The sequence below is a fragment of the Curvibacter gracilis ATCC BAA-807 genome (assembly GCF_000518645.1).
In the GTDB taxonomy this organism is placed as follows: Bacteria; Pseudomonadota; Gammaproteobacteria; order Burkholderiales; family Burkholderiaceae_C; genus Curvibacter; species Curvibacter gracilis.
The window spans coordinates 464898-491286 of the sequence record NZ_JADZ01000004.1 but is presented as its reverse complement, the minus strand read 5'-3'; the positions used below and the strand labels follow the sequence as shown (position 1 = coordinate 491286).

The following is a 26389-nucleotide window of genomic DNA, read 5'->3' as shown; positions in this document are numbered from 1 at the left end:
GGCTCATGCCGCTTCAGGCTTGCCGATGGCCTTCAACACGGCCGGCCCGATGATGCGGTGCATGGGCGTGACCGGCAGCATGTAGATCTTGCCCAGCAGGTTGTGCACGTGCACCACGGTGGTCACGGTCACGGTGCAGGGCCCCCCCGCCGGGTCTGCGGCCCGGTGCACCGACAGGGTCACGTCCAGGTGCTTGTCCTGGTCGCCCAGCAGCACCTCGTCAGGGGTGTTTTTGATCAGGGTGAAGATGCCCACGCGCTCGCCCACGGCGTAGGCCGAGCCGGGCTTGGCAGGGTCCAGCCGCGACAAGGCGCCCAGGTCTTTCAGGCCCAGCAGGGACACCACCCGGTTGCGCAGCACCATCAGCGTGTCGACCCAGCGTGGGGTGTGCCGCAGGGCCTGCAGAAAATGGTCCAGGGCCGTGGTCTGGCCGCCCGCCACGGCGATGGCGTTGGCGTCGTGAAAGTAGGCCCCCGGCAGCAAGGGGCTGATCAGGCTGCCGGTCGGTGGCTCACAGGCGTAGGGTCTGGCATGCATGGGGGATGAAGCCGCAAATCACTGAGGGCTGTGGCTCAGGGCATGTCGCTGAGCGCCTGCAGCTTGGCCAGCAACTCGGTCACACTGAAAGGCTTGGCAATGTACTCGTCCGCCCCGGCCATGAGGCCGTCGAACTGGTCGACCAACTGGGCCTTGGCGCTCAGCATGAGGATCTTGCAGCGGTGGCTGGTGTCGGCGCGGATGGCTTTGCAGACCTCCAGCCCATCCAGCCCCCCGGGCATCATCACGTCCAGCAGCACCACATCAGGCTTGTGTTCGTTGTACTGGTCCAGACCGCTGCGCCCGTTCACAGCCTCGAACACCTCGCAATCCATGAAATCAAGCGCCATCACGATCAGTTGTCGCACCGAGGCGTTGTCTTCGATGATCAGGATTTTCATGCTCCTGCCTTGCCTCAAATGAATATCTAAGGGCATCAGCTTATCAGCCGCAGCAGCACATCCGGCGAAATCTCGACAAGTCAGGCCGCAGTCAGATGCCGCGCGCTACGGTATCGGCACTTCCTGGAAGACCCATGCCCTTGCCCAAAGAACGCCCTTTCGATGACGCTGACATCGAAGTCGAAACGCCCTCTTGGCAGCCCCTGCCAGGCGCCAGCAGCCACCCTGGCGCATCACTGTGCTGGGTGTGGCTGAAGGTGCTGGCCGTGGGCTTTCTGCTGGCGCTGGCCGTGGGCCTGATCGGGCTGGCGCTCGATATGCTCTGGCTTTGATGCGTTTTCCGAGGGGGCTCAGACGTTTTACTTTGTTGTGCCATGCCGACAGCGGCGCCAACATGGGCCCACCGACACCCCTGGGTGTCGGCAGGGTGTGCTGCCCAACAGACCGCTGTGCGGCAGCACGCCAGCCTCCATGATCCAGCCAACACAAGGAAACCGTGCCATGAGTCACCATGTCTACCAGATCAGCGAACTCACCGGCTCGTCGCCCACCAGCAGCGACGACGCCATCCGCCAGGCCCTGGCCAAGGCGGCCGAAAAATCCCCCGACATCAAGTGGTTCGAGGTGGTCGAGACCCGTGGCCAGGTGGTGCAGGGGGCCGTGGCCCACTGGCAGGTGACGATCAAGGTCGGTCAGACCCTGGGTTGAGACCTTCAGCCCGGTGCAGGCCGGGCCTCGAAACCCGGCCCCTCGAACACCGTGACGGGGGGCGCCTCACCCACCCAGCGCTCCACCTGCACCCGGGCCGACTGGGCCGCGCAGCCCTGGGCCAGTTGTGAACTGCCCACATCGGGCGCGACCAGATTGGGGTTGCCGTGCTTGCACAGGCTGCCGGCCCGGGCCGGGTCCAGTGGGTCGAACCAGGCCCCGGTGGCAATGCGCACCACGCCGCGCAAAAGGCCGTCGCTGAGCACGGCCCCCGCCAGAAAAGCCCCCAAGTCATTGAACACCCGAACCACATCGCCGTCGGCGATGCCGCGCTCCTGCGCGTCCTGGCGGTTCAGCGTCAGGGGCTCGCGGCCGGCCACTTTGCTGGCCTGGCTCAGGCTACCGCCGTCGTACTGGCTGTGCAGGCGGGTGGCCGGCTGATGCGACAACAGCTGCAGCGGCCAGTCGGAGGGGGGTTGCGGCAGCCAAGTGGCATGGCCCGGGCAATCGGCCAGGCCGAAGTCGGCAATGGTCTGGCTGAACAGCTCGATGCGGCCTGATGGGGTAGGCAGGGGGTGGCGCTCTGGGTCGGCCCTGAATTCAGCCAGCATCACGATGGGTTGGGCCGGGCGCGGCAACTCCAGCACATCGTCGGCCCAGAAGGCATCGAAGGCCGGCAGATCGACACCCGTGGCCTCGGCACGCGGTCGGGCCGCCTCGTACAGGTGGCGCAGCCAGTCGTCCACCGTGCGGCCCTCGGTGTACTCGGCGGCAAAGCCCAGGCGCTGCGCCAGGGCGCTGAAGATGGCGTAGTCATCGCGCGCCTCGCCCACCGGGGGCACGGCGGCCTTCATGGCGATCATGAAGCGCTCGCTGCCCGCACTGCCGATGTCGTTGCGCTCCAAGGTCGTGGTCGCGGGCAGCACCACATCGGAGCGAAGCGCCTGGGCCGTCCAGAAGGGTTCATGCGTGATGATGGCCTCGGGCCGTTGCCAGGCCCCCAGGGCCCGGTTCAGGTCCTGGTGGTGGTGAAAGAAGTTGCCGCCCGCCCAGTACACCAGACGGATGTCCGGGTAACGCAGGTGTTGGCCGTTGTACTCGAAGGGCTGGCCCGGCTGCAGCAGCATGTCCACGATGCGCGCCACCGGGATGAAACGGCTCACCGCTTTGCGCCCCTGCGGCAGGCGCGCGCCTGAGAAGCTGCCATAGCCGCTGCCCACGTAGTTCATGCAGCCGTAGCCCAGGCCGAAGCCGCCCCCGGGCAAGCCGATCTGGCCCAGCAGGGCCGCCAGCGTGACCGTCATCCAGAAGGGCTGCTCGCCATGCACGGCGCGCTGCAGCGAGTAGGTGCAATTGACCATCGTGCGGCTGGCCGCCATGCGCCGCGCCAGGGTCAGCGCCGTGTCGGCCGGCACACCGGTGAGGCCGGCCTGCCATTGCGGCGTCTTGGGCACCCCATCACTCACGCCCAGCACGTAATCGCGCACCGCCTCGAAGCCCACCGTGTGGCGGGCCAGAAAGGCGCTGTCATGGCGCTGTTCGCTGATCAGCACATGGGCCAGGGCCAGCATCAGCGCCGTGTCGGTGCCGGGGCGGATGGGGATCCATTCGGCCTGCGGCACACCGTCCAGATCATCGCGGGCCGGGCTGATGTTGACGAAGCGGGTGCGCCCCGCCGCGGCCATGCGCTGCAGGGCCGGGCCCACGCGGTGGTCACTGGCGCCGCCGGGGCTGACCTGGGTGCTGCGCACCGGCACGCCGCCAAAGGCCACGAACAGCTCGCAGTGCTCTTCAAGCACCTCCCAGGCGGTGTGGCTTTGCAGCAGCGCATCCATGGGGCTCACGATGTGGGGCATCAGCACGCGGCCTGCCCCCAGGCTGTAGCTGTCCTGGCTGGCCACATAGCCACCGAAGCCATTGAGAAAACGGTGCAGTTGGCTTTGGGCGTGGTGAAAACGCCCGGCACTCGACCAGCCGTAGCTACCGCCAAAAATGGCCTCCTGGCCGTGCTGCTCGCGCACACGCTGCAGCTCCTGGGCCACCAGGTCCAGGGCTTCGTCCCAGGGCAGCTCCACAAAGGGCTCCTGGCCCCGCAAGTGGCCGCTGCGGTGGCGCGTGGCGGGCTTGAGAAAGCTGCGCCGCACGGCGGGGCGGCGCACCCGGTAGGGGGCGTCTTGGGCGGCGGGCATCGATTGCCCGATGGGCGAAGGCGCAGCGTCCCATTCGGTGGGCAGCAGGCCCACCAGACGCCCGCCCTGAAGCTGGGGCCGGTAGGCGCCCCAGTGCGTCAAGGTGTAGCTCATCGGTTCTTCACATCAGTGCGGCACATCGGTGCATCAAAGTCGGGCCAGGTAGTCTTTGACCTGCACCTTCTGCGGCAGCACGCTGCGGGCGGCCAGCCAGTCGGCCGCCTTCTGGAACTCGCGCAGAAAGCGTTCATCGTTCACGCTGTGGAACTCCCAGCGCCGCTGCAGGCGGATCTGCGCATCGCGCGCGGCATCGCTGTAGCCCGACTCTTTTTGCGACAGGGTCTCGGCCTCGCGCGTGTGCCCGCTGATCCACTGGCCTTCGGCCGCATAGGCCGCATTCACGGCACGCACGATGTCGGCGTTCTCTTCGGCAAACTTGCGCGAGGTCACGTACGAGTTGAAGTCGATCAGAAAATCCAGCTCGCGCCCTTCCACAAAGATGTCGTGGGCCTTGTACTCCACCCTGGCAATGTCCACGCCCGGGCTCCACATCGACCAGGCGTCCACCTTGCCTTGCGAGAAGGCAGGGCCGGCATCGGGCGGGTTGAGGTACACGAAGCGCACCTTGCTGCGCTCGATGCCGTACTTTTCGAGCGCGGCCACCAGCAGAAACTCGCCCAGGCCTGAGCGGTTGACCGCCACCGACTTGCCCACCAGATCGCGCACGTGCTCAATGCCCGAGCCATCGCGCGCGATGATCGAAGTGCTGCGCGGCTCGACCACGGCGAACTGGGCAAACACCAGCGGCGAACCGGCCAGCATGGCGGCCAGGGCCGGCGTGGTGCTGCCCCCAAAGGCAAAGTCGGCACTGCCCCCGGTCACGGCCTGCAGCGAGGGTGCGTGGTTCGGGAACGGCCCCACCCACTGCACCTTGATGCCGTCGCGCGCCAGGGTCTTCTCGAACTCGCCACGCAGGCGGGCGATCATGGGCAGGCCGCCATGGCCCCAGCACAGGCGCACGGTGTCGGTGTTGCGGCTGGGCTTGCGGGCGGTGGCTGGTGCTGCGGTCTGGGCACCGGCCGTGCCCGCCAGCGCCAGGCCAGCCAGGCCGGCCAGGCTGTGTTGCATGAGTTGACGACGTTGGGCGCCGAAGTGTGGGGTGTTCATGGTGGTTCGGGCCGCGGAAGACGGCCATGTGGGTGAATCCAAAATCAAACAGGCTTTGCGCCGCAGGCGTGTCAGGCCGCGCGGGCTGCAGGTGGCCAGGTGGACTGGGGCACTGCCTCGGTCTCGACACCCAGCTCGGCCAGCAGGCGTTCGCGCAGGTCCACCGCCTCGGGATGCGCCCGGTGACCACGGGCAGCGGCCGACACGGCATGTTCGGCCGCGATCGCGCCGTCGCGCATCACCAGGACGCGGTGGGCCAGTGCAATGGCCTCGTCCACATCGTGGGTCACCAGCAGCACGCCGGGGCGATGCCGCTCCACCAGCTCGCGCACCAGGCCATGCATGCGCAGGCGGGTCAGGGCGTCGAGCGCGGCAAAGGGCTCATCGAGCAGCAGCAGGCGCGGCTCGCGCACCAGGGCGCGGGCCAGAGCCACGCGCTGGGCCTGCCCCCCCGACAGGTTGCGCGGCCAGTCTTCGCTGCGGCCTTGCAGGCCGACCTCGACCAGGGCGGCTTCGGCCAAGGGGCGGCCACGTGCGTCGTCCAGGCCCAGGCACACGTTGCGCCACAGCGGGTCCCAGGGCAGCAGGCGCGGCTCCTGGAACACCACAGCAGGTTGACTCGGGCCATCGATGCGCCCGGCATCGATCGGATCCAGCCCGGCCAGAGCCCGCAGCAGCGTGGTCTTGCCGCAACCACTCTCGCCCAGCAGCACCACGAACTCACCGCGTGCAATGGTCAGCGAGAGCTGATGCAGGACCACACGCTCGCCATAGCGGCGCACCAGGCCATGCACCTGCACCGCGGCTTCTGCCCATGGGGGGGTGTTCAAGGGGCTCATGCGGACCTCCGGGCGGCGTAATTCGGGTGCCAGGCCAGTTGACGACGCTCCAGGGCGCGGGCCACCATGTCGGAAGCCACGCCGATCAAGGCATAGATGACGATGGTCAGCACGATCACATCGGTGCGCAGAAACTCCCGCGCATCCATGGCCAGGTAGCCGATGCCCGTGGTGGTGGCCAGGGTCTCGGCAATCACCAGGGCCAGCCAGGCCACGGCCAAGGCGTAACGCACGCCCGCCAGGATCGAGGGCAAGGCCCCCGGCAACACGATGCGGCGCACCAGGGTCCAGCGGCTCAGACCAGTGACCCGGCCCAGCTCGATCAACTTGGGGTCGACCTGCCGGATGCCCAGCACCGTGTTGATGTAAATCGGAAACAGCACACCCAGCGCCACCAGGAACACCTTGCCGCCCTCGTCCACGCCAAACCAGACGATCACCAGGGGCAACAGGGCCAGAAAGGGGATGGCACGCACCATCTGCACGCTGCGGTCCAACAAGGCCTCGGCCAGGCGCGAGAAGCCCACCACCGTGCCCAGCACAAAGCCCAGCGAGCCCCCGATCACAAAGCCCGCTGCGGCGCGCAGCAGGCTGGCCCCGAGGTCGCTCAGCAGGCGCCCCTGGCCGATCAGGGCCCAGGCCGTCTGCGCCACCTTGCTGGGTGCAGGCAGGACCTGGGGCGACAGCCAGCCGACGCGCGCGGCCAGCTCCCAGACCAGCACCAGGAACAGCGGCACGGCCCAAGACAACAGGGCCAGGCCCCGATCCCCGCCCGCGAAAGCCCGGGGGCGGGCCGGTGCCGAGGCCAGGGGCCGGGGCGTGTTCAGGTCTTCAGTCAGGTCAGCCATGCAGCACAGAATCGAAAAGGGTGGAAATTGCGGAGGTGGCCGACCTTAGCGGCCCCCACGGTGCTGGCCAAAGAAGGTTTGCGCATGCCCTTCATTGGTCCATGCGCATGTGGGCCGCCCCGGCTTAAGCGATTTGCGCATATGCACGCACAAAAGTGGCGCATGCAAATGCGGACTTCATTTCTAGACTCGGGCCCTCGTTATCCCACTCACCACGACCGGTCTGAGACCCGACAGAAAAAGACACACCATGAGCACACGCCGCAACGCCCTTCATGCCCTCTCTGCCCTGACCCTGCTGGCCGCCAGCGTGCTGGGCAGCCCTGCCGCCCAGGCCCAGACCCGCGAAGTGGTCATCGGCTACCAGGACATGGTGCTGCCGTGGCGCTATGCACAAGAAACCCAGGAGGTGGAAAAACGCACCGGCTACAAGGTGAGCTACCGCAAGCTGGGCAGCGGCGCCGAGGTGGCCCGGGCCCTGGCCTCGGGCGCGATCCAGATCGGGGAGGCCGGCTCCTCGCCTTTTGCCGCCGCCATATCGCAAGGCGTCGACATCCAGGTGTTCTGGATTCTGGACAACATCCACGAAGCCGAGGCCTTGGTGGCCCGCAAGGGGTCGGGCGTGCAGAGTGTGGCCGACCTCAAGGGCAAGAAGATCGGTGTGCCCTTCGTGTCGACCACCCACTTCCACACCCTGGTGGCGCTGCAGGATGCCGGCGTGAACCCCAAGGATGTGAAGATCCTGAACCTGCGCCCGCCTGAGATCCTGGCCGCCTGGGAACGCGGCGACATCGACGCCACCTTCGTCTGGGACCCGGTGCTGGCCAAGGTCAAGCAAAGCGGTCAGCAGATCATCTCTTCGGGCCAGATTGCCGACAAGACCGGCAAGGCCACCTTCGACGCCCTGGCCGTGAGCAAGGCCTTTGCCAAGGACCACGACGGCTTTCTGACCCAGTTCGTGCAAGTGCTGGCCGACGCCGACCGCGCCTACACCTCGCAAAAGGCCAGTTGGACAGCCGAGTCGCCGCAGGTCAAGGCCGTGGCGAAATGGAGCGGAGCCGAAGCCGCCAGCGTGCCGGCCAGCCTGGCGCTGTACGCCTTTGTGCCGCCGGCCGAGCAGGCTGGCAAGGCCTGGCTGGGCGGCGGCAAGGACTCGGGAGTGGCGCGCTCGCTGGCCGCCACGGCCGCGTTCCTGAAGGAGCAAGGCACGATCCAGACCGTGTTGCCCGACTATTCGGTGGGCTTGAACCCCACCTGGGTGCAGCGTGCGAAGTGACTGGCAGGGGGCCGGTGAGGCCCCCGCCAGCCAGGCCAGCGGCCTGCTGATCCGCGACCTGAATGTGCGCTATGCCGGCACCCAGCCGGTGCTGGCGCTGAGCCAGGTCAACCTGCACATTGCGCCGGGCGAGCTGGTGGTGGCGCTGGGCGCCTCGGGCTGCGGCAAGACCACGCTGCTGAACTGCATGGCAGGCTTCACCGAAGCCTCCAGCGGCCGCATCGAATTGCACGGCCGGCCCGTGACCGGCCCCGGCGCCGACCGTGGGGTGGTGTTTCAGAAACACGCCCTGCTGCCCTGGCTTTCCGTGCAGGACAACGTGGCCCTGGGCTTGCGGCTGCGCGGCGTGCCGCGCCGTGAACGCATCGCCCTGGCGCGCGATAAGCTGGCCCTGGTGGGCCTGCAGGACTTTGCCGAATCGCCCGTGTGGCAGCTTTCGGGCGGCATGCAGCAACGCGTGGGCATGGCCCGCGCGCTGGCCAGCGATCCTGAGGTGTTGCTGATGGACGAGCCGCTGGGCGCCCTCGATGCCTTCACGCGCGAATCGATCCAGAGCCTGATCCTGGCGCTGTGGCAGCGCACCGGCAAGACCTTCTTCTTCATCACCCATGATGTGGAGGAAGCGTTGTTTCTCGCCTCGCGCCTGATCATCATGAGCCCGCGCCCCGGGCGGGTGGTGCAGCAGCACAGCCTGGATTTCAACCGTCGGTTTCTGGCCGGCGAAAGCGCGCGTCAGGTCAAATCGGCCCCCGATTTCATCGCCTGGCGCGAGCGCGTGCTGGGCTGGACCGCCCCCGATGCCCAGGCCCAGGAGGTGAGCCCATGAGCACAGCCGATTGGCACTCTGCATCCCAAGACGCTCCCGCGGCTCCAGACCCGGCACAACTGCGCCCGGTGCTGCCGTTTCGTCTGCCGGGCGCGGGCTCCAGCCGGGGCATCAGCGCCTTGTGCGTGCTGGCCCTGGCGGGGCTTTGGTGGCTCAGCACCCGCCTGGGCTGGGTGCCCGCCCTGTTCCTGCCCTCGCCCCAGGCGGTGGGGAGCGCTTTCATCCAGGCCTGGCAAGGCCAGATTCAAGGCGGCGAGCCGCTGACCGAGCACCTGAAATGGAGCGCCCTGCGCGTCTTCGGGGCCTTTGCGGCCGCAGCGCTCACCGCCGTGCCGGCGGGCATCGCCATGGGCGTGAGCCGGGTGGCGCGTGGCCTGCTCGACCCGCCGATCGAGTTCTACCGCCCCCTGCCCCCCTTGGCCTACCTGCCTCTGATCGTGATCTGGTTCGGCATCGACGAGCTGTCGAAGGTGCTGCTGATCTACCTGGCCTGCTTCGCCCCCATGGCCCTGGCCGCCAAGGCCGGCGTGCGCAGCGCCAGCATCGAGCAGATCAATGCCGTGGCTTCGCTGGGGGGCTCCCGCTGGCAGATCGTGCGCCACGTGATCATCCCGGCCGCCCTGCCCGAGATCCTGGTCGGCCTGCGCATCGCCATCGGCTTTGGCTGGACCACCCTGGTGGCCGCCGAGATGGTGGCGGCCACCGTGGGTGTGGGCCAGATGGTGCTCAATGCCTCCAATTTTCTGCGCACCGATCTGGTGGTGATGGGCATTGGCGTGATCGGCCTGGTGGCCTGGTCGTTCGACCTGCTGATGCGCTGGGTGGAGGCCAGGCTGGTCCCTTGGAAAGGGCGGGTCTGAGCCGATCAGCAGGGCCGGCCACCCGCCCTGCAAACGCCGGGCTCCATGGACTTCGACCTGCAAGCCGCCCCCCGCCTCGTTGCCAGGGCCCACACCTGCTCAGATTGACATAACTTCATCTATTTGAATGTTTCCGGAACTTTGTAAAGACGACCTCGTCTACCCTGCGCGGCGCTGAGTGCAGCCCGCCCTGCAGCCCTGCGTGGCTTCGGGTGTTGGAGATTCATCAGGGAGAAAATACAAAGTGAGCCATCTCAACAACCTTCGTCGGCCGCTGCTGGCCGGATCCATCGTGGCGCTGCTTGGGCTGAGCGCCTGTGGCGGTGGCGGACTGGATGCCCTGGTGGGCGGCACGATGTCGGGCCTGCCAACGGGCCAGCAGATCGTGTTGCAAAACAACGGTGCCGACGACCTGACCCTGACCCAGAACGGCGACTTCCGATTTGCCACGCAGCTCAAGGCCAATGCCAGCTACAGCGTCACCATCAAATCGGCCCCCACGGGCGTGACCTGCAAGGTCACCAATGGCAGCGGCACCATCAACAACGTGGGCGCGTCAGTGCAGAACATCAAAGTCAGTTGTGACACCGGCCCGTCCATCGGCGGCACCTTGACCGGGCTGCAAAGTGGCTACAGCGTCACCCTGAGCACCAACGGCATGGCCCTGGTGCTGACGCAGAACGGTGACTTCCGCTTTGCCAACTCGCTGCCCAACGGCACGACCTACAACGTGGTGGTGGCGCAGCAACCCCTGGTGGGCACCTGCCAGGTCACGAACCCGACCGGCGTCACCGCCACCAACAAGCTCTCGCTGGTCACCGTCAACTGCCAATGAGCCAGGCGGCTGGACAGGCAGCCTAGGGCCTGTGAACACTGATTTCGCCGGTGCGAAGCCTGCTGACCAAGCGCCAATCAAGGCGCGTGTCGCCGCCCAGACCGGGCGTCTGGGCAAGGCACGCAACGCCGAGTGGCGCTTGGCCAGCCGGCTTCCCTTCGGGTTGGAGCCCAAAAGGCCGATCGCGGCGTTGCCAATCCTCGCTGGGTCACCGACCCAGCTGCGGTTGGCGCCTGGCGCTCGGCCTTTTGGATCTCCAACGCATCCGGCGAAATCAGTGTTAACAGGCCCTAGCCCTCTGGAACCTGCCCGAGGACCCGGGCAGGTTCATCAAGACCCAGCGGTCTCGCGCTCGGCCCTTGGGTTTCTCACGTACACCAGATCCCACTCGGACTCTTCCACCAGCCCAAAACCATGGCGCTGGTAGAAATCGTTCGAGCGGCTGCCCCGCAAGGCCGTCACCTTGACTGGCAGGCCTTGGGTCTTGGCCTGCCTGAACACTTCGGCCAACACAGCAGCCCCAATGCCCTGGCCTTGATGATCAGGGTGCACATACAGATGGTCGAGCAGGAGGTATTCGCCATCCCGGCGCAGCACCAGCACACCCACCCGCTGCCCCGCCACCACCAGATGCTGGGTGCAAGCTGGTGTGAAATGCGCCAGAAAGCGGGCTCTGGCGCGCTGGGGGTCAAAGCGACCCAGTTGCTCCAGGCTGGGCCGCATGGCGGCGATGCGCAAGGCGACAAGCTCGTCGGCATCGCGGAGCTGGGCGGGTTCAAAGTGCAGTGTCATGGCGGCCCCTGAGCCTACACCTCATGGCACCTACGCCGTGTCGGAGTCGCCCCGCCCCACCGCCGTCAAAGCGCGAGCACCCCATGCCGCTCGGCCAGCAAGCGGGCAATCTGCTGCACATCGGTCACAAAAGCCCGGCCTGCGTGGTGTTGGGCATCCGCAGGCACCGGGTGCTGATCGCCCAGCACCAGCACGGGCAGGCCCTGGTTGTCGGGGCCCAGCAGTTCGATGACGGATTGGCGTGGGCGTTCGAAGGGCACACGCGAGACCTGGAGTTGCGTTGCGGCGCCGGCCGGGGCGGTGGCCAGCAGGCCTTCAAGCACATTGCAGTCGGGGCAGGCAAAACGCGCCTCTGGCGCACGGCCGGGGCGCACGAAGCCGGGCTGGATCAGGATCAGGTGGTCTTGGCTCATGGTGTTGGGTGTTCAGCGTTTCAGCAGATGTGCGCCTGCGAACCAGGCCCCATGCCCGGCTCGGTGGCGATCACGCTGGATGCTAGGCCTGCCGCGGGCTCGCCATCAAGCCCAAATTGCGCTTTAACTTATACAGAAATGATCGTTGGTGCGGGCGCGCGGGCACGGCAATCTGGCGACTCTGCCTTTGAGGTCTGCCACCCGAATTCGAGCCATCACCATGAAGCCACTGCACCGCCCCACCGTTCTCAGCCTTGCTCCCCGATTCAACCCACGCCCGCTGGCCTTGGCCGCGGCCTTGATGGCGCCCCTGCTGGCCCAGGCCACCAACGGCTACTTTGCTCACGGCTATGGAGCCGCCGCCCTGGGCACGGGCGGGGTGGCCATTGCCCTGCCGCAAGACGCCCTGGTGGCCGCCAGCAACCCGGCCGGCATCACCGCCCTGGGCGACCGGCTGGACCTGGGGCTGAGCTGGTTCGGGCCGCGCCGCAGCGCCAGCATCAGTGGCAATGGCGTGGCACCCGACGCCACCTACAGCGGCGACAGCGCCCGCAATTTCTTCCTGCCCGAAGTGGGCACCACCCGCCGCATCGACGACCGTTGGCACGTGGGTCTGGCGGTGTACGGCAATGGTGGCATGAACACCGACTACGCCAGCAACCCTTACGCCCGCTTTGGCGCCACCGGCTCGGCCGGGGTGAACCTGGAGCAGTTGTTCGTCACCCCCTCGGTGGCCTACAAGCTGAGCCCCGAGCACAGCGTGGGCCTGGGTCTGAACCTGGCCTACCAACGCTTCTCGGCCAAGGGCCTGGGCCTGTTCAACGGCTTCTCTCAGGCGCCGGGCCAAGTCAGCGACCAAGGCGATGACACCAGCACCGGCGCCGGTGTGCGCCTGGGCTGGACGGGCCAGGTGGCCCCCGGCGTGACGCTGGGCGCCACCTGGGCCTCGAAGATTTCGGGGCGCTTTGACAAGTACCGCGGCCTGTTTGCCAACGGCGGCAGCTTCGACATCCCCGAGAACCTGGGCCTGGGCGTGGCCTGGGCCACGACCCCGGCCCTGACGCTGGCCGCCGACTACCAGGTGATCCGCTACAGCCAGGTGGCCGCTGTGGGCAACTCGGCGGCCAGCCTGTTTGCCGGCCAGCCCCTGGGCAGCACACCAGGCTTCGGCTGGCAGGACGCCAAGGTGCTCAAGCTGGGCGCGGTATACCAGGCCCGGGGTGACCTGGTGCTGCGCGGCGGCGTGAGCGTGACCAACCAGGTGGTCCCGGCGGGAGAGACCTTCTTCAATGTGCTGGCCCCCGGCGTGATCCGCACCCACCTGACCGTGGGCGCCACCTGGACGCTGCCCAACGGCGGGCAGCTGACCGGCTACTACGCGCGCGGCCTGGGCGAGACGGTCAATGGCAATGGCTCGATCCCGGCCAGCTTTGGCGGCGGCAACGCCAATGTGCGGCTGAAGGAAAACATCATCGGCATCGCCTACGGCTGGAAGCTCTGAGCCCGGACCATGGCGCTGGAAAACAGCCTGAGCACCGATGTGCTGGTGATTGGCGGCGGCATGGCCGGGGCCTGGGCGGCGCTGGGCGCAGTGCGCACCGGCGCCCGAGTGACCCTGGTGGACAAGGGCTATTGCGGCACCAGCGGCGTGACCGCCACCGCCGGCCCGGGCCACTGGTGGGTGCCACCGGCCGAACGCGAGCAAGCGGTGCGCCAACGCGCCGCCAATGCAGGCGGGCTCGCCGAGGCCCCCTGGATGCGGCGCATCATTGAAACCACCTGGGAGCACCTGCCCACGCTGGCCCGGCACTACCGCTTTGCGGTGGACTCGAACGGCCGCACCATCTTCAAAGCGCTGCGCGGGCCCGAGTACATGAAGGCCTTGCGCGCCATGCTCAACGAGGCCGGCGTGACCGTGCTCGACCACCACCCGGCGCTGGAGCTGCTGCGCGATGACCAGGGCCGTGTGGCCGGGGCGGCAGGCCTGCGCCGGGTCGACCAGCAGCCCTGGCGCATCAGCGCGGGCGCGGTGGTGCTGGCCAGCGGCGGTTGTGCGTTTCTGTCGAAACTGCTGGGGGCCGACAACAACACCGGCGATGGCCTGCTGATGGCCGCCGAGGTGGGCGCCGAACTGTCGGGCATGGAGTTCAGCAACTTCTACACGGTGGCACCGGCGTGCTCGTCGATGACGAGGGCCATGTCCTATGTGTTTGCGCGCTACTTCGATGCCCAGGGGCGTGAGTTGGACATCCCGGCCGGGCCCGGCACCATGCCCGCGCTGGCCCTGGCGCTGGAGCGCGGGCCGGTGAGCTGCTCGCTGGACCGCATGCCGCAAGACCTGCGCGATGCCTTGCCCACCATCTCGCCCAATGTGATGCTGCCCTTCACCCGGCACGGCATCGACCCCTTCCGCGACCGCTTCGAGATCGTGCTGCGTGGCGAAGGCACCGTGCGGGGCATTGGCGGCCTGCGCGTGGCCGATGACGAATGCCAGACCACCGTGCCTGGTCTGTTTGTGGCCGGTGATGCGGCCTCACGCGAACGCGTGGCCGGTGCCGTGTCGGGCGGGGGCAGCATCAACTCGGCCTGGGCCCTGTCGTCCGGCCTGTGGGCCGGTGCCGGGGCGGCTCGCCATGCCAGGGAACACGGCGCCACCCGAGGTCCGCTGGAAGCCGCAGGAGAGCTGAGCCTGCGCACGGGCCATGCCACCCGGGCTGCGCCAGACGAGGCCACGCTTGCTCGCATCGTGCGCGAATTGCAAACCCCCATGCTTCACCCCATGCAGATCCTGTTTCGCCAACAGCAGGCGCTGACCCAAGCCAGCGAGCTGCTGGAAGGCCATTGGCAAGAATTGCAGCAACGCGCCCCAGCCGAGGGCGCACTGCGCCTGAAGGCACGCCAGACAGCGGCCATGGTGGCCTGCGCCCGTTGGGTCACGCTGGCCGCACAGACCCGGCGCGAGAGCCGGGGCATGCACACGCGCAGCGACCTGCCCCACACCGACCCGGCCCAGACCCACCGCCTGAGCGTGGGAGGGCTGCACAAGCTATGGATTCGCCCCCATGCCGTGGTGCAGCCCAGCAGGGTGGCCGCATGATTGCCCTGTTGCTCGAAGAACGCTGCACCCACTGCCAGCGCTGCGTGCAGATCTGCCCGGCCCTGGTGTTCGATGCCCGACCCGATGCCCCACCCCTGCTGGCCCGACCCGACGACTGCCAGACCTGCTTTGCCTGCGAGCTGTACTGCCAGGCCGATGCGCTGTATGTGGACCCTTCCGTGCTCAATCGGGTGCGGGTGGATGCCGACACGGTGCGCGCCAGCGGCCTGCTGGGCGTGTACCGGCGTGATTCAGGCTGGGACGAATGGGCTGAGGCCCCCCGCTACGCCAACCAACATTGGCGCATGGAAGAAGTGTTTGCCCGCGGGCGAGAACTGGCCCAAGCCGGGCCATCCAAGGCCCCCTGAGGGGCACTTGCCCACCCCGGCTCACAGGCAGGTCAGGGCCTTCAAGAACTCGTCCCGACGGCCCCTGAAGCCTGCAGCCTGCTCCATCAACCAACCGTGAACCAGTGCCCCCGAGGGCGGCGGGCTGGGCGCGCAGAGAAGGTGATACGACGCCCGCGACCTGACATAGCTGGCAAACGGCAGCACCAGGCGGCCGGCCAGCAGATCGTCCAGCACCATGCTCAGGCGGCCCATCGCGATGCCCTGGTGCGCCAGGGCCGCCCCGACCGCCAGCAGCGACAGGTTGAACACCCGCCCCTGCTGCAAGCCGTCGCCGGCCAGACTGACGCCGGCATGGGTGAGCCAGTGCAGCCATTCCTCACCCGGGCGGGCACCGGCCCAGGGGGCCTCGTCGTGCAACAGCCAGGCGCCCTCGAGATCGGCCGGCGAGCGGATCTCGGGGTGTTCAGCCATGAAGGCGGGGCTGGCCACCGGCAGCAAGACCTCGTCAAGCACCTCCTGGGCGATCAGATCGGGGTAGTGGCCCAGGTCATAGCGCAGGGCTGCGGCCAGACCGTCGGCGTGCATGCGCCTGGCATCCAGCGGATGGAATTCGGCCATGACCTGGAGCCCCACCTCCGGCAGACGCCGATAGAAATCGCCCAACCTGGGCGTGAGCCAGCTCATGGCGAACGAGGGCGAGCAACTCAGCAACAGGGCCTCGTGTGCGTCGGGGCGGCGGATCTGCGCCAGGGCCTGCTCGATGGCCTGCAAGGAGGTGGTGAGCGCTGCGGCCAGGCGCTGCCCCTCGGGGCTGGGCACCAGCGAGCGGGCGCTGCGCACCAGCAAGGCCTTGCCGGCCCAGTCTTCCAGCTGACGCACCTGCTGGCTCACGGCCCCCTGGGTGATGCAAAGGTCTTGCGCCGCCTTGGTGAAGCTCTGGCAGCGGACCACGGCCTCGAAGGTGCGGGCCCAGACCAACAGGGAGGGGGAAAGGCGCAGGCGCGGCACCATATTGATATTGGCGAAACTAATGAATTGCATCAGTATAGGCCGCTTCACTCACTGAGGATCAGCAGGAACAATGCGGTCATCCATTAGTCAAGCTGCCTATGAACACCGCCCAGACACTCCAAGCCCCCCCCGCACCAGACACCCACCAGCTGGGTGTTGCCTTTGACATCGCCGGCCTGCTGGCCGGCAGGCCGGTGCTGTGGACACAAACCCTGGGGCCGGCCAACCCCGTGCAGGACGAGGCCGCCGAAGCCTTGTCTGCGGCCGCGATCGAGGCGGCCCGGCAGCGGCTGCAGCGCTTTGAGCCGCTGTTGGCACAGCTTTTTGAAGGACTGCAATCCAGCGGCGGGCAGATTGAATCGCCACTGCTGCGCGTGCCTGAATTACAGGCCGCCCTGGGCCTGCCGGTCAGCCAGGGCAGCCTGTGGGTGAAGGCCGATCACCTGCTGCCCGTGGCCGGGTCGGTGAAAGCGCGCGGCGGCACCCACGAGGTGATCGAGTTCGCCGAAAAGCTGGCTCTGCAACACGGCCTGATCGGCCCGGGTGGCGACTACCGCAGCCTGGCCAGCCCCGAGGCCCGCGCCCTGTTTGGCCGGTACACGGTGGCCGTGGGCTCCACCGGCAACCTGGGGCTGGCCATCGGCACCATGGCTGCGGCACTGGGCTTTCGGGCTGAGGTGCACATGTCGGCCGACGCCAAGGCCTGGAAGAAAGCACGGCTGCGCAGCCGCGGTGTGAGTGTGATCGAACATGCTGGCGACTACGCCGATGCCGTGGCCGCCGGGCGGGCCGTGGCTGCGGCCGACCCGCACTGCCATTTTGTGGATGACGAGCGCTCCACCTCGCTGTTCCTGGGCTACGCCACGGCCGCCGCGCACCTGGCGGCCCAATTGGCCGAAGCGGGCTGCCGTGTCGACGCGCAGCACCCGCTGTTCGTCTACCTGCCCTGCGGCGTGGGCGGTGCACCCGGTGGGGTGGCCTATGGCTTGCAGCAGGTGTTCGGGCCCCATGTGCATTGTGTGTTGGCAGAACCCACCGCGTCGCCCTGCTTTCTGGTGCAGCGCTTGGCGGGCTGGCCTGGTTGGCCGGCCACCGGGCCGCACCCCAGCGTGTACGACATCGGCCTGAACAACCTCACCGAGGCCGACGGTTTGGCCGTGCCCAAGGCCTCCACCCTGGCCGCTGCCGCCGTGGGCGGGCAGATCGCCGGCATCTACACGGTGCAGGACGACACCTTGCTGCGCCAGCTGTGGCAGGCCCAGGCCGCCCAGGGCCTGCGCATCGAGCCCTCAGCTGCTGCGGGCCTGTCGGGCCCGGCCATGCTGCTCAACACCCCTCAGGGGCAGGCCTATCTGCAGCAGACGGGCCTGGCCAGCCAGATGGCGCAGGCCACCCACGTGGCCTGGCTGACGGGGGGCATGCTGATGCCCGAGGCCGACTACCAGGGCTTTGTGCTGCGCGGCCAAGCCCGCGATCAAGCCCCGGCCTGAAACCGGGGATGTGAGAGTGTGAGGATGCTGGGGCGCGCTCAGGCGGCCCGGCGCACCCACATCAGGCTGGCGCCCATGGCCATCAGCACGCCGCCAAACAGTCGGTTCTGAGCGCGTTGCGCCCGGACACTGCGCAGCAGGCTGGCCAGCCGTGCACCGGTGAAGGCGTAGCCGTGCATGACCACCAGGTCCACCGCCACGGTGGTGAGCATCAGCACACCGATCTGGGGCAACAGGGGGCGGCTGGCCACGATGAACTGGGGCAGCACGGCCACCATGAACACAATGCCCTTGGGGTTGGTCAGGTTGGTGAACAGACCGGTCAGAAAGCGCTGCCGCGCCGGCATCATGGGCACAGCGCCGGGGCTGGCCCCGGCGTTGCCCGTGGCATCATCGAGCAGGCCGTGCCCGGCATGCACCGGGGCGCGCCACTGCTTCCAGCCCAGCCACAGCAGGTACAGGGCGCCCAGCACCTTGACCACCGTGAAAGCCGTGGCCGAGGCCACCAGCAGCGAGCCCACACCCACCCCGGCAATCAGGGTGATGCCCATGAGCCCGGCCTGCAGGCCCAGGATGGTGACGCTGGCGCCTTGCACGCCATAGCGCAGCCCATGCCCCACCGACAGCACGGCCCCGGAACCTGGCGACAGGGCAATCAGCCAGGCCGCCGCGAAATATGACCACCAAATACTTGTATCCATGGCTCAAATGGTAATGGGCAATGCGAGCGCCCCGGCGCAGGGGGCGTGAAAACCGCCTTGGCCGGCAGGCCACAAGTCGGCTGAAGGGCGGCTGAAGGGAAGGCTCAGTTCAGGGGCGCCTGCAAGAACAGCCCAGCGGCAGGCAAGGCCAGGGCCACAGGCTGCAGCGCAGAGGTGACTGTGGGCTGGTCTGCCAGCAAGGCCGGCTCAGCGTTGGCGCCGACGCGGTTGCGCAAGGCAGCCGCAGGCTCCCGGTACACGTGCTGGCCGATGAACAGGCGCATGCGCAGCGAGGCCAGCACCTTCAAGAACAGGTCCATGCTGATGTGGGCGGGGTCGGACTCGATGTGGGCGATGCGGGACTGGGTGACCCCCACCATCTGCCCGAACCGGGCCTGGGTGAGACCGGTGGAACGGCGCGCCTCGATCAGCATCGGGCGCAGGGTCTCGAGATCGGGGAAGGGATGCACCTCGGCCCCCAGGGCGGTCATCAGCAGATAGAACTGGTGCAGCTTGATCGCCAGCGGGTTGCGCTCGATGCCCCACACACGCGAACTGCTGATCTGCATGTAATCAGCCACCTCGGCCACCGAAACCTGCTGGGCCAGCCGCAGCGCCTTGAGCTGCGCACCGAGCTGGGTAGGGATGACTGCGTATTGCATGGGGCTGGGGGTTCGGGTGGGGGCTGAGCGCGATTGTGCCAAATCCAGAACACGCCACCAGCGCATTCCGACTGAATCGAAGGGTCAGAGCCCGGGCACGGCAGGTTCAGCGCACCTGCACCCCGCTCCAGAACGCCACCCGCCCCCGAACAGCCTCGGCCTCGGGCTTGGGATCGGGGTAGTACCAGACGGCGTTGGGGTTGAGCTCACCGTCGACCAGCAGCGAGTAATAGTGGGCCTGGCCCTTCCAGGCGCAGGTGCTGCGGTGGTTGCTGAAGGTCACGTAGCTGCGGTTGAGGGCGCTCTCGGGGAAATAGTGGTTTCCTTCAACGAGCACGGTGTCGTCGCTTTCGGCGATGACAACGCCTTTCCAGATGGCTTGCATGGCTTGAATCCTTTCAGGGGTGCGGCCAGCCCGGGCTGGCGGCGAAGCGGGCGCGCGCAAAGACGGCGCCCCAGGGAAAGTGTAACGAGGCTTTCAGCATCTATTGCCAGGGGCCACGGGCACATTCCAATTGGCCCCTGCACTGCTCCCACGAGCCACTCGACAAAAAGACTGCCAAATGCCTTGACATACCTCATGTGAAAAACCCATGCTTTACCTCCGAATACTGCGTCGGAATGGACCATCAATGGACCGACACTCGTTGTCAGGCTGTCGATTCCAATGCCCTTGGTCAATTCGATTTGGGAGGGTCTGGAAATCACCCAAAACCCAACCGATAGGATTTCGGCCATGGCCGAATCGGGCTTCAGCGAGCCCTTCATCCACGAAACACTCAACCGACTTTGGACACTGACAAGAGCACAAACCCAATGTCCTCCTCTTCTTTTACAGAGCTATATCGTTTGCGTGTTACACAACCTGGCCAATCACAACGGCCCATCGAGACCCAAAGCACCTGAGTGCATTCATACCAGGCAACTCAAGAATGTGCTCGACTTGATCGAGGAACGCATCCACGAAAGCCTATGCCTTGACGAACTGGCCAAGGTTGCTTGCGTCGGCAGCTATCATTTCATACGGCTGTTCCGTGTGGCCATGGGATGGCCCCCATACCAATACATCCAGCACAGACGAATGGAAAAGGCTCGTCTCCTGTTGGCAACCAGCCATATCCCCATTGCCCAAATAGGACGTGCCGTGGGCTTCAACGATGCGCCCAACTTTTCTCGCGCCTTTGCCCGCCAGATCGGCATGAGTCCGACGCAGTACAGGATGCAAGAAAAACGCATCCAATTCACGCACCATTGATTTCAAATACCTGGCAGTGCCCAAATTACGCGCTGCCATTTTTACGTCGACAGGCCATTAAAAATAATCGAGGATGGCCTGACCAGCCCAGGTGGGGTCAGCTGGCCACGGCGTAGCTTTGATTTTTCAATGAAGAGCCCTCCATAACACCTCGCACCAGCGCCGATGTGCAACTTGCAGCAAGGCCGGCAACTATCAACACGAGAAAGCACGAGGTCGAACTTAAGATTGAATAATGTGATTATGCCTCGTCAGGATGCAGATCATTCCCGCAATCAAAAAAAGGCCAAGGTGCAGTTCGATGGGGCATTCAAAGATCATAAAAATTCACACACAAAACAACATCGCAGAGCTGAACTTGGGCATCAAATTATACTCTGTGGCAGAGCTACATAAGATTGGCCTGCATCTCTTCAGAGTATTTGGAATTTTGAGCAATCTATCAAGACTCAACGGCATTGCCTACAACTACATCGATAATCCCGAGCACATTTCGATCGCCATACAAGGTCAATACCAGACGCTTGCCAATTTAGGTCGAAACATGATTTCGATGATGAATGGGTGCGCAAACGCCATCAGCGCTGCGATCCAGCTTGACCAAAAGCTGAACACGGATGATGTGAGCGCAATCCTGGAATTGAGCACAGATTTTTGCGAATCCATGCAGGGGCTTCTTTCAAATTTCGAAAAAAACTTTCTCGCGCAGGGGGAGTTTAATCATAATCCCGAAATTCAATTCTCAAAAGATAATCTACCAGACTCCGATCACCGCCTGCAGAAGATTATGAGAATCATCTACGAGAGCATTGAGCAAGTTCATCACGCACTGGATGTGGTTCGAGGCACCTTGGTGAACAGTTCACCCCTTCAGAACTACAAGAAGTCTTCACACGCAGGCGGAAACTTGCAACTGTATTGGCCTGAAGACTTTCCGGCTTGAAACCTGTTGACACCGCGATCAAGCCTGCGCCTCAGGCCGTGGCGTGTTCAAAAAAATGGGCATCAAATCGGTGCCCACGACGGCAACGGCGGAGCACCGGAAGTCCCATGAACTGCCAGGTATTCGATGCCACACGCTTGAATCTGTCTGCAGACACTCAATACCAAGGCGATCTCAGTTGACTAGAAAAAGGCCTGGCTGCCCCGTGGACGCGGTTTGCGGTCCAGGAAGGACGCGACGACTCTGAAAGCCGGCCTCCAATAGCCCGGTCTTGAAAATAGCCACTGTACTCACCAAGTGCTGCGCTTGTGATTTGAGGCTGGCCGCCGCCGCGGCCATCTGCTCGACCAGTGCGGCGTTCTGTTGCGTTGCCCGATCCATTTGATTGACCGCCTCACCCACCTGTGTGACGCCTGTGTTTTGCGCGCTGCTGGCCGCGCTGATTTCTGCAACGACCTGTGTCACACGGCCAATGGCATGCACCACCTCTTGCATGGTGGTGCCTGCCAGGTCCACCAGCGCCGACCCCTGCTCCACCTGCTCCACACTCGCCAGGATCAGGCCCTTGATTTCTTTGGCCGCCGAGGCACTTCGACCCGCCAGGGCCCTGACCTCAGAAGCCACCACGGCAAATCCCCTGCCCTGCTCACCGGCACGGGCCGCCTCGACAGCCGCGTTGAGCGCCAGGATATTGGTTTGAAACGCGATACCGTCAATCACGCTGATGATCTCGGAGATCTGCTGCGAAGAGTCATTGATACCCTTCATGGTATCGACCACTTGGGCGACCACGTGCCCGCCTTTCACAGCCACTTCACTGGCACTTCTGGCAAGCAAATTGGCCTGAAGTGCGTTGTCAGCATTCTGTTTCACCATGGTACTCAAGTGCTCCATGGAGGCCGCCGTCTGCTGCAATGCACTCGCCTGCTGCTCGGTGCGCGCACTGAGGTCGTGGTTGCCTTGCGAAATCTCTGCGCTGGCCGTGGCCACCGATTCAGAGCCCTGGCGCACTTGCGAAACAACCGACGTCAGACTGTGCCGCATGGCTGATAGAGCGGCCAAGACCTGACTGGGCTCATCTTTGCCATGAACGGTGATGCTACGGCTCAGATCTCCCTGCGCCAAAGCATTCGCTGCATCAATGGACTCTGTCAACGAACGACTGATCCCTCGAATCAGAGCGATGCCAAACAGGATGGCCGCAGTCACGCCACCCAGGATCAATACAGTCGACAAGCCTTGAATGGCGCTGTAACGAGCGACTTGACCGTCATACTCCGATTTTGCGACATCAAGCTGCAATTGAAAAAGTTTGGCTGCATCTGCGCGCAATTCGGCAGCAGTCGGGCTGATGCGATTCGTGTAGAGAAGCAGCGCCGATTCCAGCCTGCCCGCCTGAATCGCCTCCAAGGCGGGCATGATGCCTTCGTTCAAATACCGATTTTGGCTATTTTCGTAGGCCGCAGCGATTTTTGCCTCTTCGGGCGTCAGGTAGGTGGACTTGTATTCTGCCCAGATCCTGTTGATTTCCCGAATATCTCTGCCGATCTCACCAGTCCGCCTCTCTACATTATCAGGCTTGGCATTCATCAGCATATCCATCAGCAGGATACGGACTCTAGGCGTTAAATAGTCAATATCACCAAGTTGCTTCAGACAAACAACTCGATCTTCATAAACCGTTTTCAAAGCATCATTGGCGCTAACCAGCCCGTGTCTACCTATAACCCCAATTCCGATCAGCAGGGTCAACAGCGTGCCCATCAGAAAAATGATTCTTGTTGAAATTCGATATCTATTCATCTCGCCATTCTCAGATATTTTCCAAACCCAGCCTTTGAGGTACGGAAGGCGGGTTTATATCAGAGTCGCGACATATAAAAATCAGATCACACGTTGATTCCTATCAAGCCTTGTCATGGATCAAGCTCAGGGTTTGCATTCAAATGGCAGACGCAACTTTCGCCAAGCCCCGCAAGATCACGATGGCGCCCACAGGGCAACCCGTTGACTGCTTGAAAATTCTGTGCACGCCTCAGGCATGGACACACCGCCCCATCGTTGGGGTGCTGGCCTGGAAAACCATTTCAGCCGGATGAAAAGCCAAGGCGCCGCTCATCACTGCTGACAATTCATGATTTTCATCGTTTCATAGATCAACATCAGACAAGCATCACAAGATTGGACAATTGTCTGTATCAACTATGAGATATTTTCCATGAAGCCGAACAAAAGCCCGTGAAACAGAAGCAAATTTATCAATAACAAGGATGGTCAAGCGTGCGTCTCGATGAAAAAATCAATTTGGACAGCATTGTTCTTCCTGGTCCATGTGGCATCACGACGTACCCGTTGCCGGGTGTTTCTGGGTCCAACTTCCTTTCCCATTGGTCTGGGCCCGCACACGCGTCAAGCAGCCCTGGCACGCCCTACCTGAGCGTAGCCTTGATACCCCATGTCGAGAAGCGGCAGGCCCTGTTCAACTTCGGGAACGGCTGGCGTGACAGGTTGTGCACCGACCCGAAGGCGATCTATGTGACCCCACCCAACACGCCCCACGAATGGAAAATCGACGGCTCCATCATGGTCATCATGCTGTCCATATCGATGACACAAATCAACAACGTACTGGATGAGCTTGAGATCAATTCCAGCGCATTGGAGCTGGTCAAACCGCTGGCCGAAAAGGGCTACAGCGACTCCCTCGTGCACGACCTGGTGCTGCGTCTTTGGTCCAATGCGCGAACTGAAGCAGGGTGCAATCCACTGCTCATACAAAGCAGCATTGTGTGCATACTGCACAGTATCGCTTCCAAGTGTTGCCAGCAGGCCGGAGGGGCACCCCAGAGAATCAGCGGCCGAAATCTGAAGAATGTTCTGGACATGATCGAAGACCGGCTGGATGAGTGCTTGAATTTGGCAGAGATGTGCTCGCTGGCGAATGTGAGCAAATTTCATTTCATCCGACTGTTCAGTGAAGCAACAGGCCGCACGCCTTATCAATACATCCAGCATCGTCGGATCGAAAAAGCCCGACTGATGCTGACGACATCGGATCGGAGTGTGGCGGAAATCGGGGCAGCCGTGGGATTTGCCGATGCGCCGAATTTCTCGCGCACCTTCACGCGCCATGTCGGGATGAGCCCCAGTCAGTACAGACTCCAAGGCAAATAGAAAGCAGTCAGCCCGCCCTCTTTGCACCACCAAGCCAGCCCAACCTGAACCAATCATCTGGTGAACAGGGGGCCGCCAGGCCTCGCACACCGTCATCGCGCCCCCTTCGAGCACACGGCTCTGCGAGTCAGGGTCTGGACGGACCTGGTCATCCGCCAAGGCGAATGGCCAGAGTCTTCTCACCCAGCTGTGATGGCCACCGCAGCCCACCGCCCCAACTGGAGGACGGCAGAAGTCATGCATGCAGGGCGGAACGGGCCGCCAAGCGCCTCGGGAAGGCGGCAAGCGGCCAATCGACAACCCTTCAGAGCACCAATGCGCGTGTACTGGCTTGATGGCGGAAGGCGTTCACCGCGTTGACCAATTGGGTGGCCTGGTGGCGTAGTGCCTGAGCGGCCGAGGCACTGTCGTTGACCAAGCTGGCGTTCTGCTGGGTGTTCTGGTCCAGCAGTGTGATCGCTTCACCCACCTGGGCAATCCCCTGCGTCTGCTCGCGGCTGGCCACAGAGATCTGCGTCATCAATGCGGTGAGTTCACGGTTGGCGCGCACCACCTGGCTCATGGTCTGGCCCGCCTGGTCAACCAGCTCGGTGCCTGCCTCCACCCGCTCCAAGCTCGCCGTGATGAGCGATTTGACATCTTTCGCAGCAGCCGTGGTTCTTCCAGCAAGGCTGCGAACCTCGCTGGCCACCACTGCAAACCCCCGGCCTTGTTCGCCTGCGCGTGCCGCCTCGACCGCTGCGTTGAGGGCCAGGATGTTGGTCTGGAAAGCAATGCCATCGATCAGGCCAATGATGTCGGCAATCTTGCGTGAGCTCTCGTTGATGCCTTTCATGGTTTCGACCACCTGGGCCACCACATCGCCACCTTGACCGGCCACCTCCGACGCCTGTTTGGCCATGGCGTTGCCTTCATCGGCGTTATGGGCGTTTTGCTTGACCGTGGAATGGAACTGCTCCATGGCGGCTGCCGTGCGCTCGAGTGCGCTGGCCTGTCCCTCAGTTCGAGCTGAGAGGTTGGAATTGCCCCCGGCTATCTGATCGCTGGTGGATGCCACCACATCAGCACGGCCGGCAACGTCATCCAGCAGTGCTTTGAGGTTCAGCCCAGCTTGGTTCACCGCCCGCATCAGCATGCCGACTTCGTCGACACGGTTGAAGCCTGACAGGTTGGCGGGTTGACCGCTGGCCACATGTTGAGCCTCGCGATAAATGGTACGCACGGGCTCGATGATCTGCTGCTCGAGGATTGCGAAACACAGGACTGCGCCAATGGCCACGCCAAAAGCAGTGCCCGCCATGACAGCCCCAGATGCACCAGCGAGCCAAGCACCAAGCACAGCCACCAGCCCCCCCGCCAGACAAGCGGCCAGCCCGCGCGAACGCAGGCCCAGCAACTGCATCACCGACAGGCCGCGAGCCCATCCGGTGTGCACCAGAAGACCTTTGCAAAGAGCCTGGCCTTTGAGCTGGCCAGCGCGCATTTTTTGATACAGCTTCTCGGCCGCGTCCACCTCTTGCGCCTTGGGTTTGGTGCGAACGGACATGTATCCCGCCACCTTGCCGGCTTGTTCAATCGGCGTGGCGTTGGCACGAACCCAGTAATGGTCACCGTTTTGGCGCCGGTTCTTGACCAGGCCCGTCCAGGACTGCCCCGCTTTCAGGGTGCTCCACATGTCGGCAAAGGCCTGAGGAGGCATGTCGGGGTGACGCACCAGGTTGTGGGGCTGACCCAGGATGTCATCTCGGGCAAAGCCACTAACGTCCACAAAGGCCCTGTTGGCATAGACGATGTGGCTTTGCAGGTCCGTGGTGGACATCAGCGTGGCGCCGTCCGGGAAGTCGAAGTTTCTTTGTGTGACTGGAACGTTGTTTCTCATGGAAATTTACTTGGGTGGGTATTTCTTGGAGTTCAATGCCCCACCGGGCCCCAAGGTCTGCACGCTTTTCCATCGTGCATGACCGGATGCAGGGCCCCTGTCTCATCCTCTGGTGTCTTAAGCTGCAAGGTGCTGC

Annotated in this window: 27 protein-coding genes; 13 read left to right on the top strand and 14 right to left on the bottom strand. The window is 64.6% G+C overall.

What is annotated here, in order from left to right:
- Positions 1-3: 3 nt before the first annotated feature.
- Both L880_RS0102270 and L880_RS0102265 read right to left on the bottom strand, forming a co-directional pair.
- Positions 4-537 carry a DUF2867 domain-containing protein gene (locus L880_RS0102270; RefSeq protein ID WP_027474282.1) on the bottom strand — a complete coding sequence of 178 codons (534 nt, stop codon included), beginning with the start codon at positions 535-537 and terminating at the stop codon, positions 4-6.
- Positions 538-572: 35 nt separating this feature from the next.
- Positions 573-938, bottom strand: coding sequence for a response regulator transcription factor (locus L880_RS0102265; RefSeq protein WP_027474281.1), 366 nt, complete (start codon positions 936-938; stop codon positions 573-575).
- A 134-nt stretch (positions 939-1072) separates the two neighbouring features.
- Here L880_RS0102265 and L880_RS0102260 point away from each other — a divergent pair, with 134 nt between their 5' ends.
- On the top strand, positions 1073-1270 hold the full coding sequence (locus L880_RS0102260) for a hypothetical protein (RefSeq protein WP_027474280.1): 198 nt from the start codon (positions 1073-1075) through the stop codon (positions 1268-1270).
- Positions 1271-1439: 169 nt separating this feature from the next.
- The gene (locus L880_RS0102255; protein WP_027474279.1) at positions 1440-1646 is read left to right on the top strand and encodes a dodecin; all 207 of its coding nucleotides are present in this window, start codon (positions 1440-1442) and stop codon (positions 1644-1646) included.
- Positions 1647-1651: 5 nt separating this feature from the next.
- Here L880_RS0102255 and L880_RS0102250 read toward each other — a convergent pair whose 3' ends face one another.
- From L880_RS0102250 to L880_RS0102235, 4 genes are all read right to left on the bottom strand, one after another.
- On the bottom strand, positions 1652-3949 hold the full coding sequence (locus L880_RS0102250) for a molybdopterin guanine dinucleotide-containing S/N-oxide reductase (protein ID WP_027474278.1): 2298 nt from the start codon (positions 3947-3949) through the stop codon (positions 1652-1654).
- A 33-nt stretch (positions 3950-3982) separates the two neighbouring features.
- Positions 3983-5002: an NrtA/SsuA/CpmA family ABC transporter substrate-binding protein gene (locus L880_RS0102245; protein ID WP_027474277.1), complete on the bottom strand. Its 1020-nt coding sequence runs from the start codon at positions 5000-5002 to the stop codon at positions 3983-3985.
- A 71-nt stretch (positions 5003-5073) separates the two neighbouring features.
- A complete protein-coding gene (locus L880_RS31360; RefSeq protein WP_051442969.1) occupies positions 5074-5841 on the bottom strand; it encodes an ABC transporter ATP-binding protein in 768 nt (255 codons plus the stop codon).
- The gene (locus L880_RS0102235) at positions 5838-6689 is read right to left on the bottom strand and encodes an ABC transporter permease subunit (RefSeq protein WP_027474276.1); all 852 of its coding nucleotides are present in this window, start codon (positions 6687-6689) and stop codon (positions 5838-5840) included. Before L880_RS0102235 ends, L880_RS31360 begins: the two co-directional genes overlap by 4 nt.
- Before the next feature lie 250 nt (positions 6690-6939).
- Between L880_RS0102235 and tauA the strand changes: the two genes are divergently transcribed.
- From tauA to L880_RS31355, 4 genes are all read left to right on the top strand, one after another.
- Positions 6940-7965, top strand: a complete 1026-nt coding sequence (tauA, locus tag L880_RS0102230; RefSeq protein WP_027474275.1) for a taurine ABC transporter substrate-binding protein — start codon at positions 6940-6942, stop codon at positions 7963-7965.
- Entirely contained in the window at positions 7955-8791 is an 837-nt protein-coding gene (locus tag L880_RS0102225) for a taurine ABC transporter ATP-binding protein (RefSeq protein WP_245614880.1), read from the top strand. Before tauA ends, L880_RS0102225 begins: the two co-directional genes overlap by 11 nt.
- On the top strand, positions 8788-9651 hold the full coding sequence (locus L880_RS0102220; RefSeq protein ID WP_027474273.1) for an ABC transporter permease subunit: 864 nt from the start codon (positions 8788-8790) through the stop codon (positions 9649-9651). The genes L880_RS0102225 and L880_RS0102220 overlap by 4 nt, the downstream gene beginning before the upstream one ends.
- Positions 9652-9895: 244 nt before the next feature.
- The gene (locus L880_RS31355) at positions 9896-10486 is read left to right on the top strand and encodes a hypothetical protein (protein ID WP_051442968.1); all 591 of its coding nucleotides are present in this window, start codon (positions 9896-9898) and stop codon (positions 10484-10486) included.
- A 330-nt stretch (positions 10487-10816) separates the two neighbouring features.
- On the opposite strand, the gene L880_RS0102210 is transcribed toward L880_RS31355, so the two are convergent.
- Complete coding sequence (locus L880_RS0102210) at positions 10817-11278, bottom strand: GNAT family N-acetyltransferase (RefSeq protein ID WP_027474272.1); 462 nt, start codon at positions 11276-11278, stop codon at positions 10817-10819.
- A gap of 65 nt (positions 11279-11343) precedes the next feature.
- On the bottom strand, positions 11344-11691 hold the full coding sequence (locus L880_RS0102205) for a DUF3088 family protein (RefSeq protein WP_027474271.1): 348 nt from the start codon (positions 11689-11691) through the stop codon (positions 11344-11346).
- Positions 11692-11911: 220 nt separating this feature from the next.
- Between L880_RS0102205 and L880_RS0102200 the strand changes: the two genes are divergently transcribed.
- Genes L880_RS0102200 through L880_RS0102190 form a run of 3 tightly spaced genes read left to right on the top strand, consistent with a single transcriptional unit; the run spans position 11912 to position 15156 of the window.
- Positions 11912-13192 (top strand): OmpP1/FadL family transporter, encoded by a 1281-nt coding sequence (locus L880_RS0102200; protein ID WP_051442967.1) that lies wholly within the window; start codon positions 11912-11914, stop codon positions 13190-13192.
- A gap of 9 nt (positions 13193-13201) precedes the next feature.
- Positions 13202-14788, top strand: a complete 1587-nt coding sequence (locus L880_RS31350; protein WP_051442966.1) for an FAD-dependent oxidoreductase — start codon at positions 13202-13204, stop codon at positions 14786-14788.
- Positions 14785-15156, top strand: a complete 372-nt coding sequence (locus L880_RS0102190) for a 4Fe-4S dicluster domain-containing protein (protein ID WP_027474269.1) — start codon at positions 14785-14787, stop codon at positions 15154-15156. Before L880_RS31350 ends, L880_RS0102190 begins: the two co-directional genes overlap by 4 nt.
- A 21-nt stretch (positions 15157-15177) precedes the next feature.
- Here L880_RS0102190 and L880_RS0102185 read toward each other — a convergent pair whose 3' ends face one another.
- Positions 15178-16179: a LysR family transcriptional regulator gene (locus L880_RS0102185; protein WP_245614878.1), complete on the bottom strand. Its 1002-nt coding sequence runs from the start codon at positions 16177-16179 to the stop codon at positions 15178-15180.
- A 68-nt stretch (positions 16180-16247) separates the two neighbouring features.
- Here L880_RS0102185 and L880_RS0102180 point away from each other — a divergent pair, with 68 nt between their 5' ends.
- On the top strand, positions 16248-17639 hold the full coding sequence (locus L880_RS0102180; protein WP_027474267.1) for a D-serine ammonia-lyase: 1392 nt from the start codon (positions 16248-16250) through the stop codon (positions 17637-17639).
- Positions 17640-17677: 38 nt separating this feature from the next.
- On the opposite strand, the gene L880_RS0102175 is transcribed toward L880_RS0102180, so the two are convergent.
- The 3 genes from L880_RS0102175 to L880_RS0102165 all read right to left on the bottom strand — a co-directional run bounded on the left by L880_RS0102175 (position 17678) and on the right by L880_RS0102165 (position 19387).
- Complete coding sequence (locus tag L880_RS0102175) at positions 17678-18340, bottom strand: LysE family transporter (protein ID WP_027474266.1); 663 nt, start codon at positions 18338-18340, stop codon at positions 17678-17680.
- A 104-nt stretch (positions 18341-18444) separates the two neighbouring features.
- Complete coding sequence (locus tag L880_RS34135) at positions 18445-19002, bottom strand: helix-turn-helix transcriptional regulator (RefSeq protein WP_169737712.1); 558 nt, start codon at positions 19000-19002, stop codon at positions 18445-18447.
- Positions 19003-19108: 106 nt separating this feature from the next.
- Entirely contained in the window at positions 19109-19387 is a 279-nt protein-coding gene (locus tag L880_RS0102165; RefSeq protein WP_027474265.1) for a DUF427 domain-containing protein, read from the bottom strand.
- 351 nt (positions 19388-19738) lie between these two features.
- On the opposite strand from L880_RS0102165, the gene L880_RS34765 reads away from it, so the two are divergent.
- Positions 19739-20257, top strand: coding sequence for a helix-turn-helix domain-containing protein (locus tag L880_RS34765; RefSeq protein WP_169737711.1), 519 nt, complete (start codon positions 19739-19741; stop codon positions 20255-20257).
- Positions 20258-20513: 256 nt separating this feature from the next.
- On the top strand, positions 20514-21200 hold the full coding sequence (locus tag L880_RS0102155) for a hypothetical protein (RefSeq protein ID WP_157462547.1): 687 nt from the start codon (positions 20514-20516) through the stop codon (positions 21198-21200).
- 174 nt (positions 21201-21374) lie between these two features.
- On the opposite strand, the gene L880_RS36605 is transcribed toward L880_RS0102155, so the two are convergent.
- A complete protein-coding gene (locus tag L880_RS36605; RefSeq protein ID WP_051442964.1) occupies positions 21375-22964 on the bottom strand; it encodes a methyl-accepting chemotaxis protein in 1590 nt (529 codons plus the stop codon).
- A 516-nt stretch (positions 22965-23480) separates the two neighbouring features.
- Here L880_RS36605 and L880_RS34130 point away from each other — a divergent pair.
- Positions 23481-24374, top strand: a complete 894-nt coding sequence (locus L880_RS34130; RefSeq protein ID WP_157462546.1) for a helix-turn-helix domain-containing protein — start codon at positions 23481-23483, stop codon at positions 24372-24374.
- Between the two features lie 304 nt (positions 24375-24678).
- On the opposite strand, the gene L880_RS0102140 is transcribed toward L880_RS34130, so the two are convergent.
- Entirely contained in the window at positions 24679-26253 is a 1575-nt protein-coding gene (locus L880_RS0102140; RefSeq protein WP_027474261.1) for a methyl-accepting chemotaxis protein, read from the bottom strand.
- Positions 26254-26389 lie beyond the last annotated feature (136 nt).

Coding starts and splice junctions, on each gene's coding strand:
- L880_RS0102210 (WP_027474272.1), bottom strand. CDS start 11,278: ATGACACTGCACTTTGAACCCGCCCAGCTCCGCGATGCCGACGAGCTT.
- L880_RS31350 (WP_051442966.1), top strand. CDS start 13,202: ATGGCGCTGGAAAACAGCCTGAGCACCGATGTGCTGGTGATTGGCGGC.
- L880_RS0102255 (WP_027474279.1), top strand. CDS start 1,440: ATGAGTCACCATGTCTACCAGATCAGCGAACTCACCGGCTCGTCGCCC.
- L880_RS0102235 (WP_027474276.1), bottom strand. CDS start 6,689: ATGGCTGACCTGACTGAAGACCTGAACACGCCCCGGCCCCTGGCCTCG.
- L880_RS31360 (WP_051442969.1), bottom strand. CDS start 5,841: ATGAGCCCCTTGAACACCCCCCCATGGGCAGAAGCCGCGGTGCAGGTG.
- L880_RS36605 (WP_051442964.1), bottom strand. CDS start 22,964: ATGGGCACGCTGTTGACCCTGCTGATCGGAATTGGGGTTATAGGTAGA.
- L880_RS0102250 (WP_027474278.1), bottom strand. CDS start 3,949: ATGAGCTACACCTTGACGCACTGGGGCGCCTACCGGCCCCAGCTTCAG.
- L880_RS0102155 (WP_157462547.1), top strand. CDS start 20,514: ATGCAGATCATTCCCGCAATCAAAAAAAGGCCAAGGTGCAGTTCGATG.
- L880_RS0102260 (WP_027474280.1), top strand. CDS start 1,073: ATGCCCTTGCCCAAAGAACGCCCTTTCGATGACGCTGACATCGAAGTC.
- L880_RS0102185 (WP_245614878.1), bottom strand. CDS start 16,179: ATGCAATTCATTAGTTTCGCCAATATCAATATGGTGCCGCGCCTGCGC.
- L880_RS0102180 (WP_027474267.1), top strand. CDS start 16,248: ATGAACACCGCCCAGACACTCCAAGCCCCCCCCGCACCAGACACCCAC.
- L880_RS0102245 (WP_027474277.1), bottom strand. CDS start 5,002: ATGAACACCCCACACTTCGGCGCCCAACGTCGTCAACTCATGCAACAC.
- L880_RS0102190 (WP_027474269.1), top strand. CDS start 14,785: ATGATTGCCCTGTTGCTCGAAGAACGCTGCACCCACTGCCAGCGCTGC.
- tauA (WP_027474275.1), top strand. CDS start 6,940: ATGAGCACACGCCGCAACGCCCTTCATGCCCTCTCTGCCCTGACCCTG.
- L880_RS0102165 (WP_027474265.1), bottom strand. CDS start 19,387: ATGCAAGCCATCTGGAAAGGCGTTGTCATCGCCGAAAGCGACGACACC.
- L880_RS34765 (WP_169737711.1), top strand. CDS start 19,739: ATGGCCGAATCGGGCTTCAGCGAGCCCTTCATCCACGAAACACTCAAC.
- L880_RS0102205 (WP_027474271.1), bottom strand. CDS start 11,691: ATGAGCCAAGACCACCTGATCCTGATCCAGCCCGGCTTCGTGCGCCCC.
- L880_RS0102270 (WP_027474282.1), bottom strand. CDS start 537: ATGCATGCCAGACCCTACGCCTGTGAGCCACCGACCGGCAGCCTGATC.
- L880_RS0102140 (WP_027474261.1), bottom strand. CDS start 26,253: ATGAGAAACAACGTTCCAGTCACACAAAGAAACTTCGACTTCCCGGAC.
- L880_RS0102175 (WP_027474266.1), bottom strand. CDS start 18,340: ATGGATACAAGTATTTGGTGGTCATATTTCGCGGCGGCCTGGCTGATT.
- L880_RS0102200 (WP_051442967.1), top strand. CDS start 11,912: ATGAAGCCACTGCACCGCCCCACCGTTCTCAGCCTTGCTCCCCGATTC.
- L880_RS0102265 (WP_027474281.1), bottom strand. CDS start 938: ATGAAAATCCTGATCATCGAAGACAACGCCTCGGTGCGACAACTGATC.
- L880_RS34135 (WP_169737712.1), bottom strand. CDS start 19,002: ATGCAATACGCAGTCATCCCTACCCAGCTCGGTGCGCAGCTCAAGGCG.
- L880_RS0102220 (WP_027474273.1), top strand. CDS start 8,788: ATGAGCACAGCCGATTGGCACTCTGCATCCCAAGACGCTCCCGCGGCT.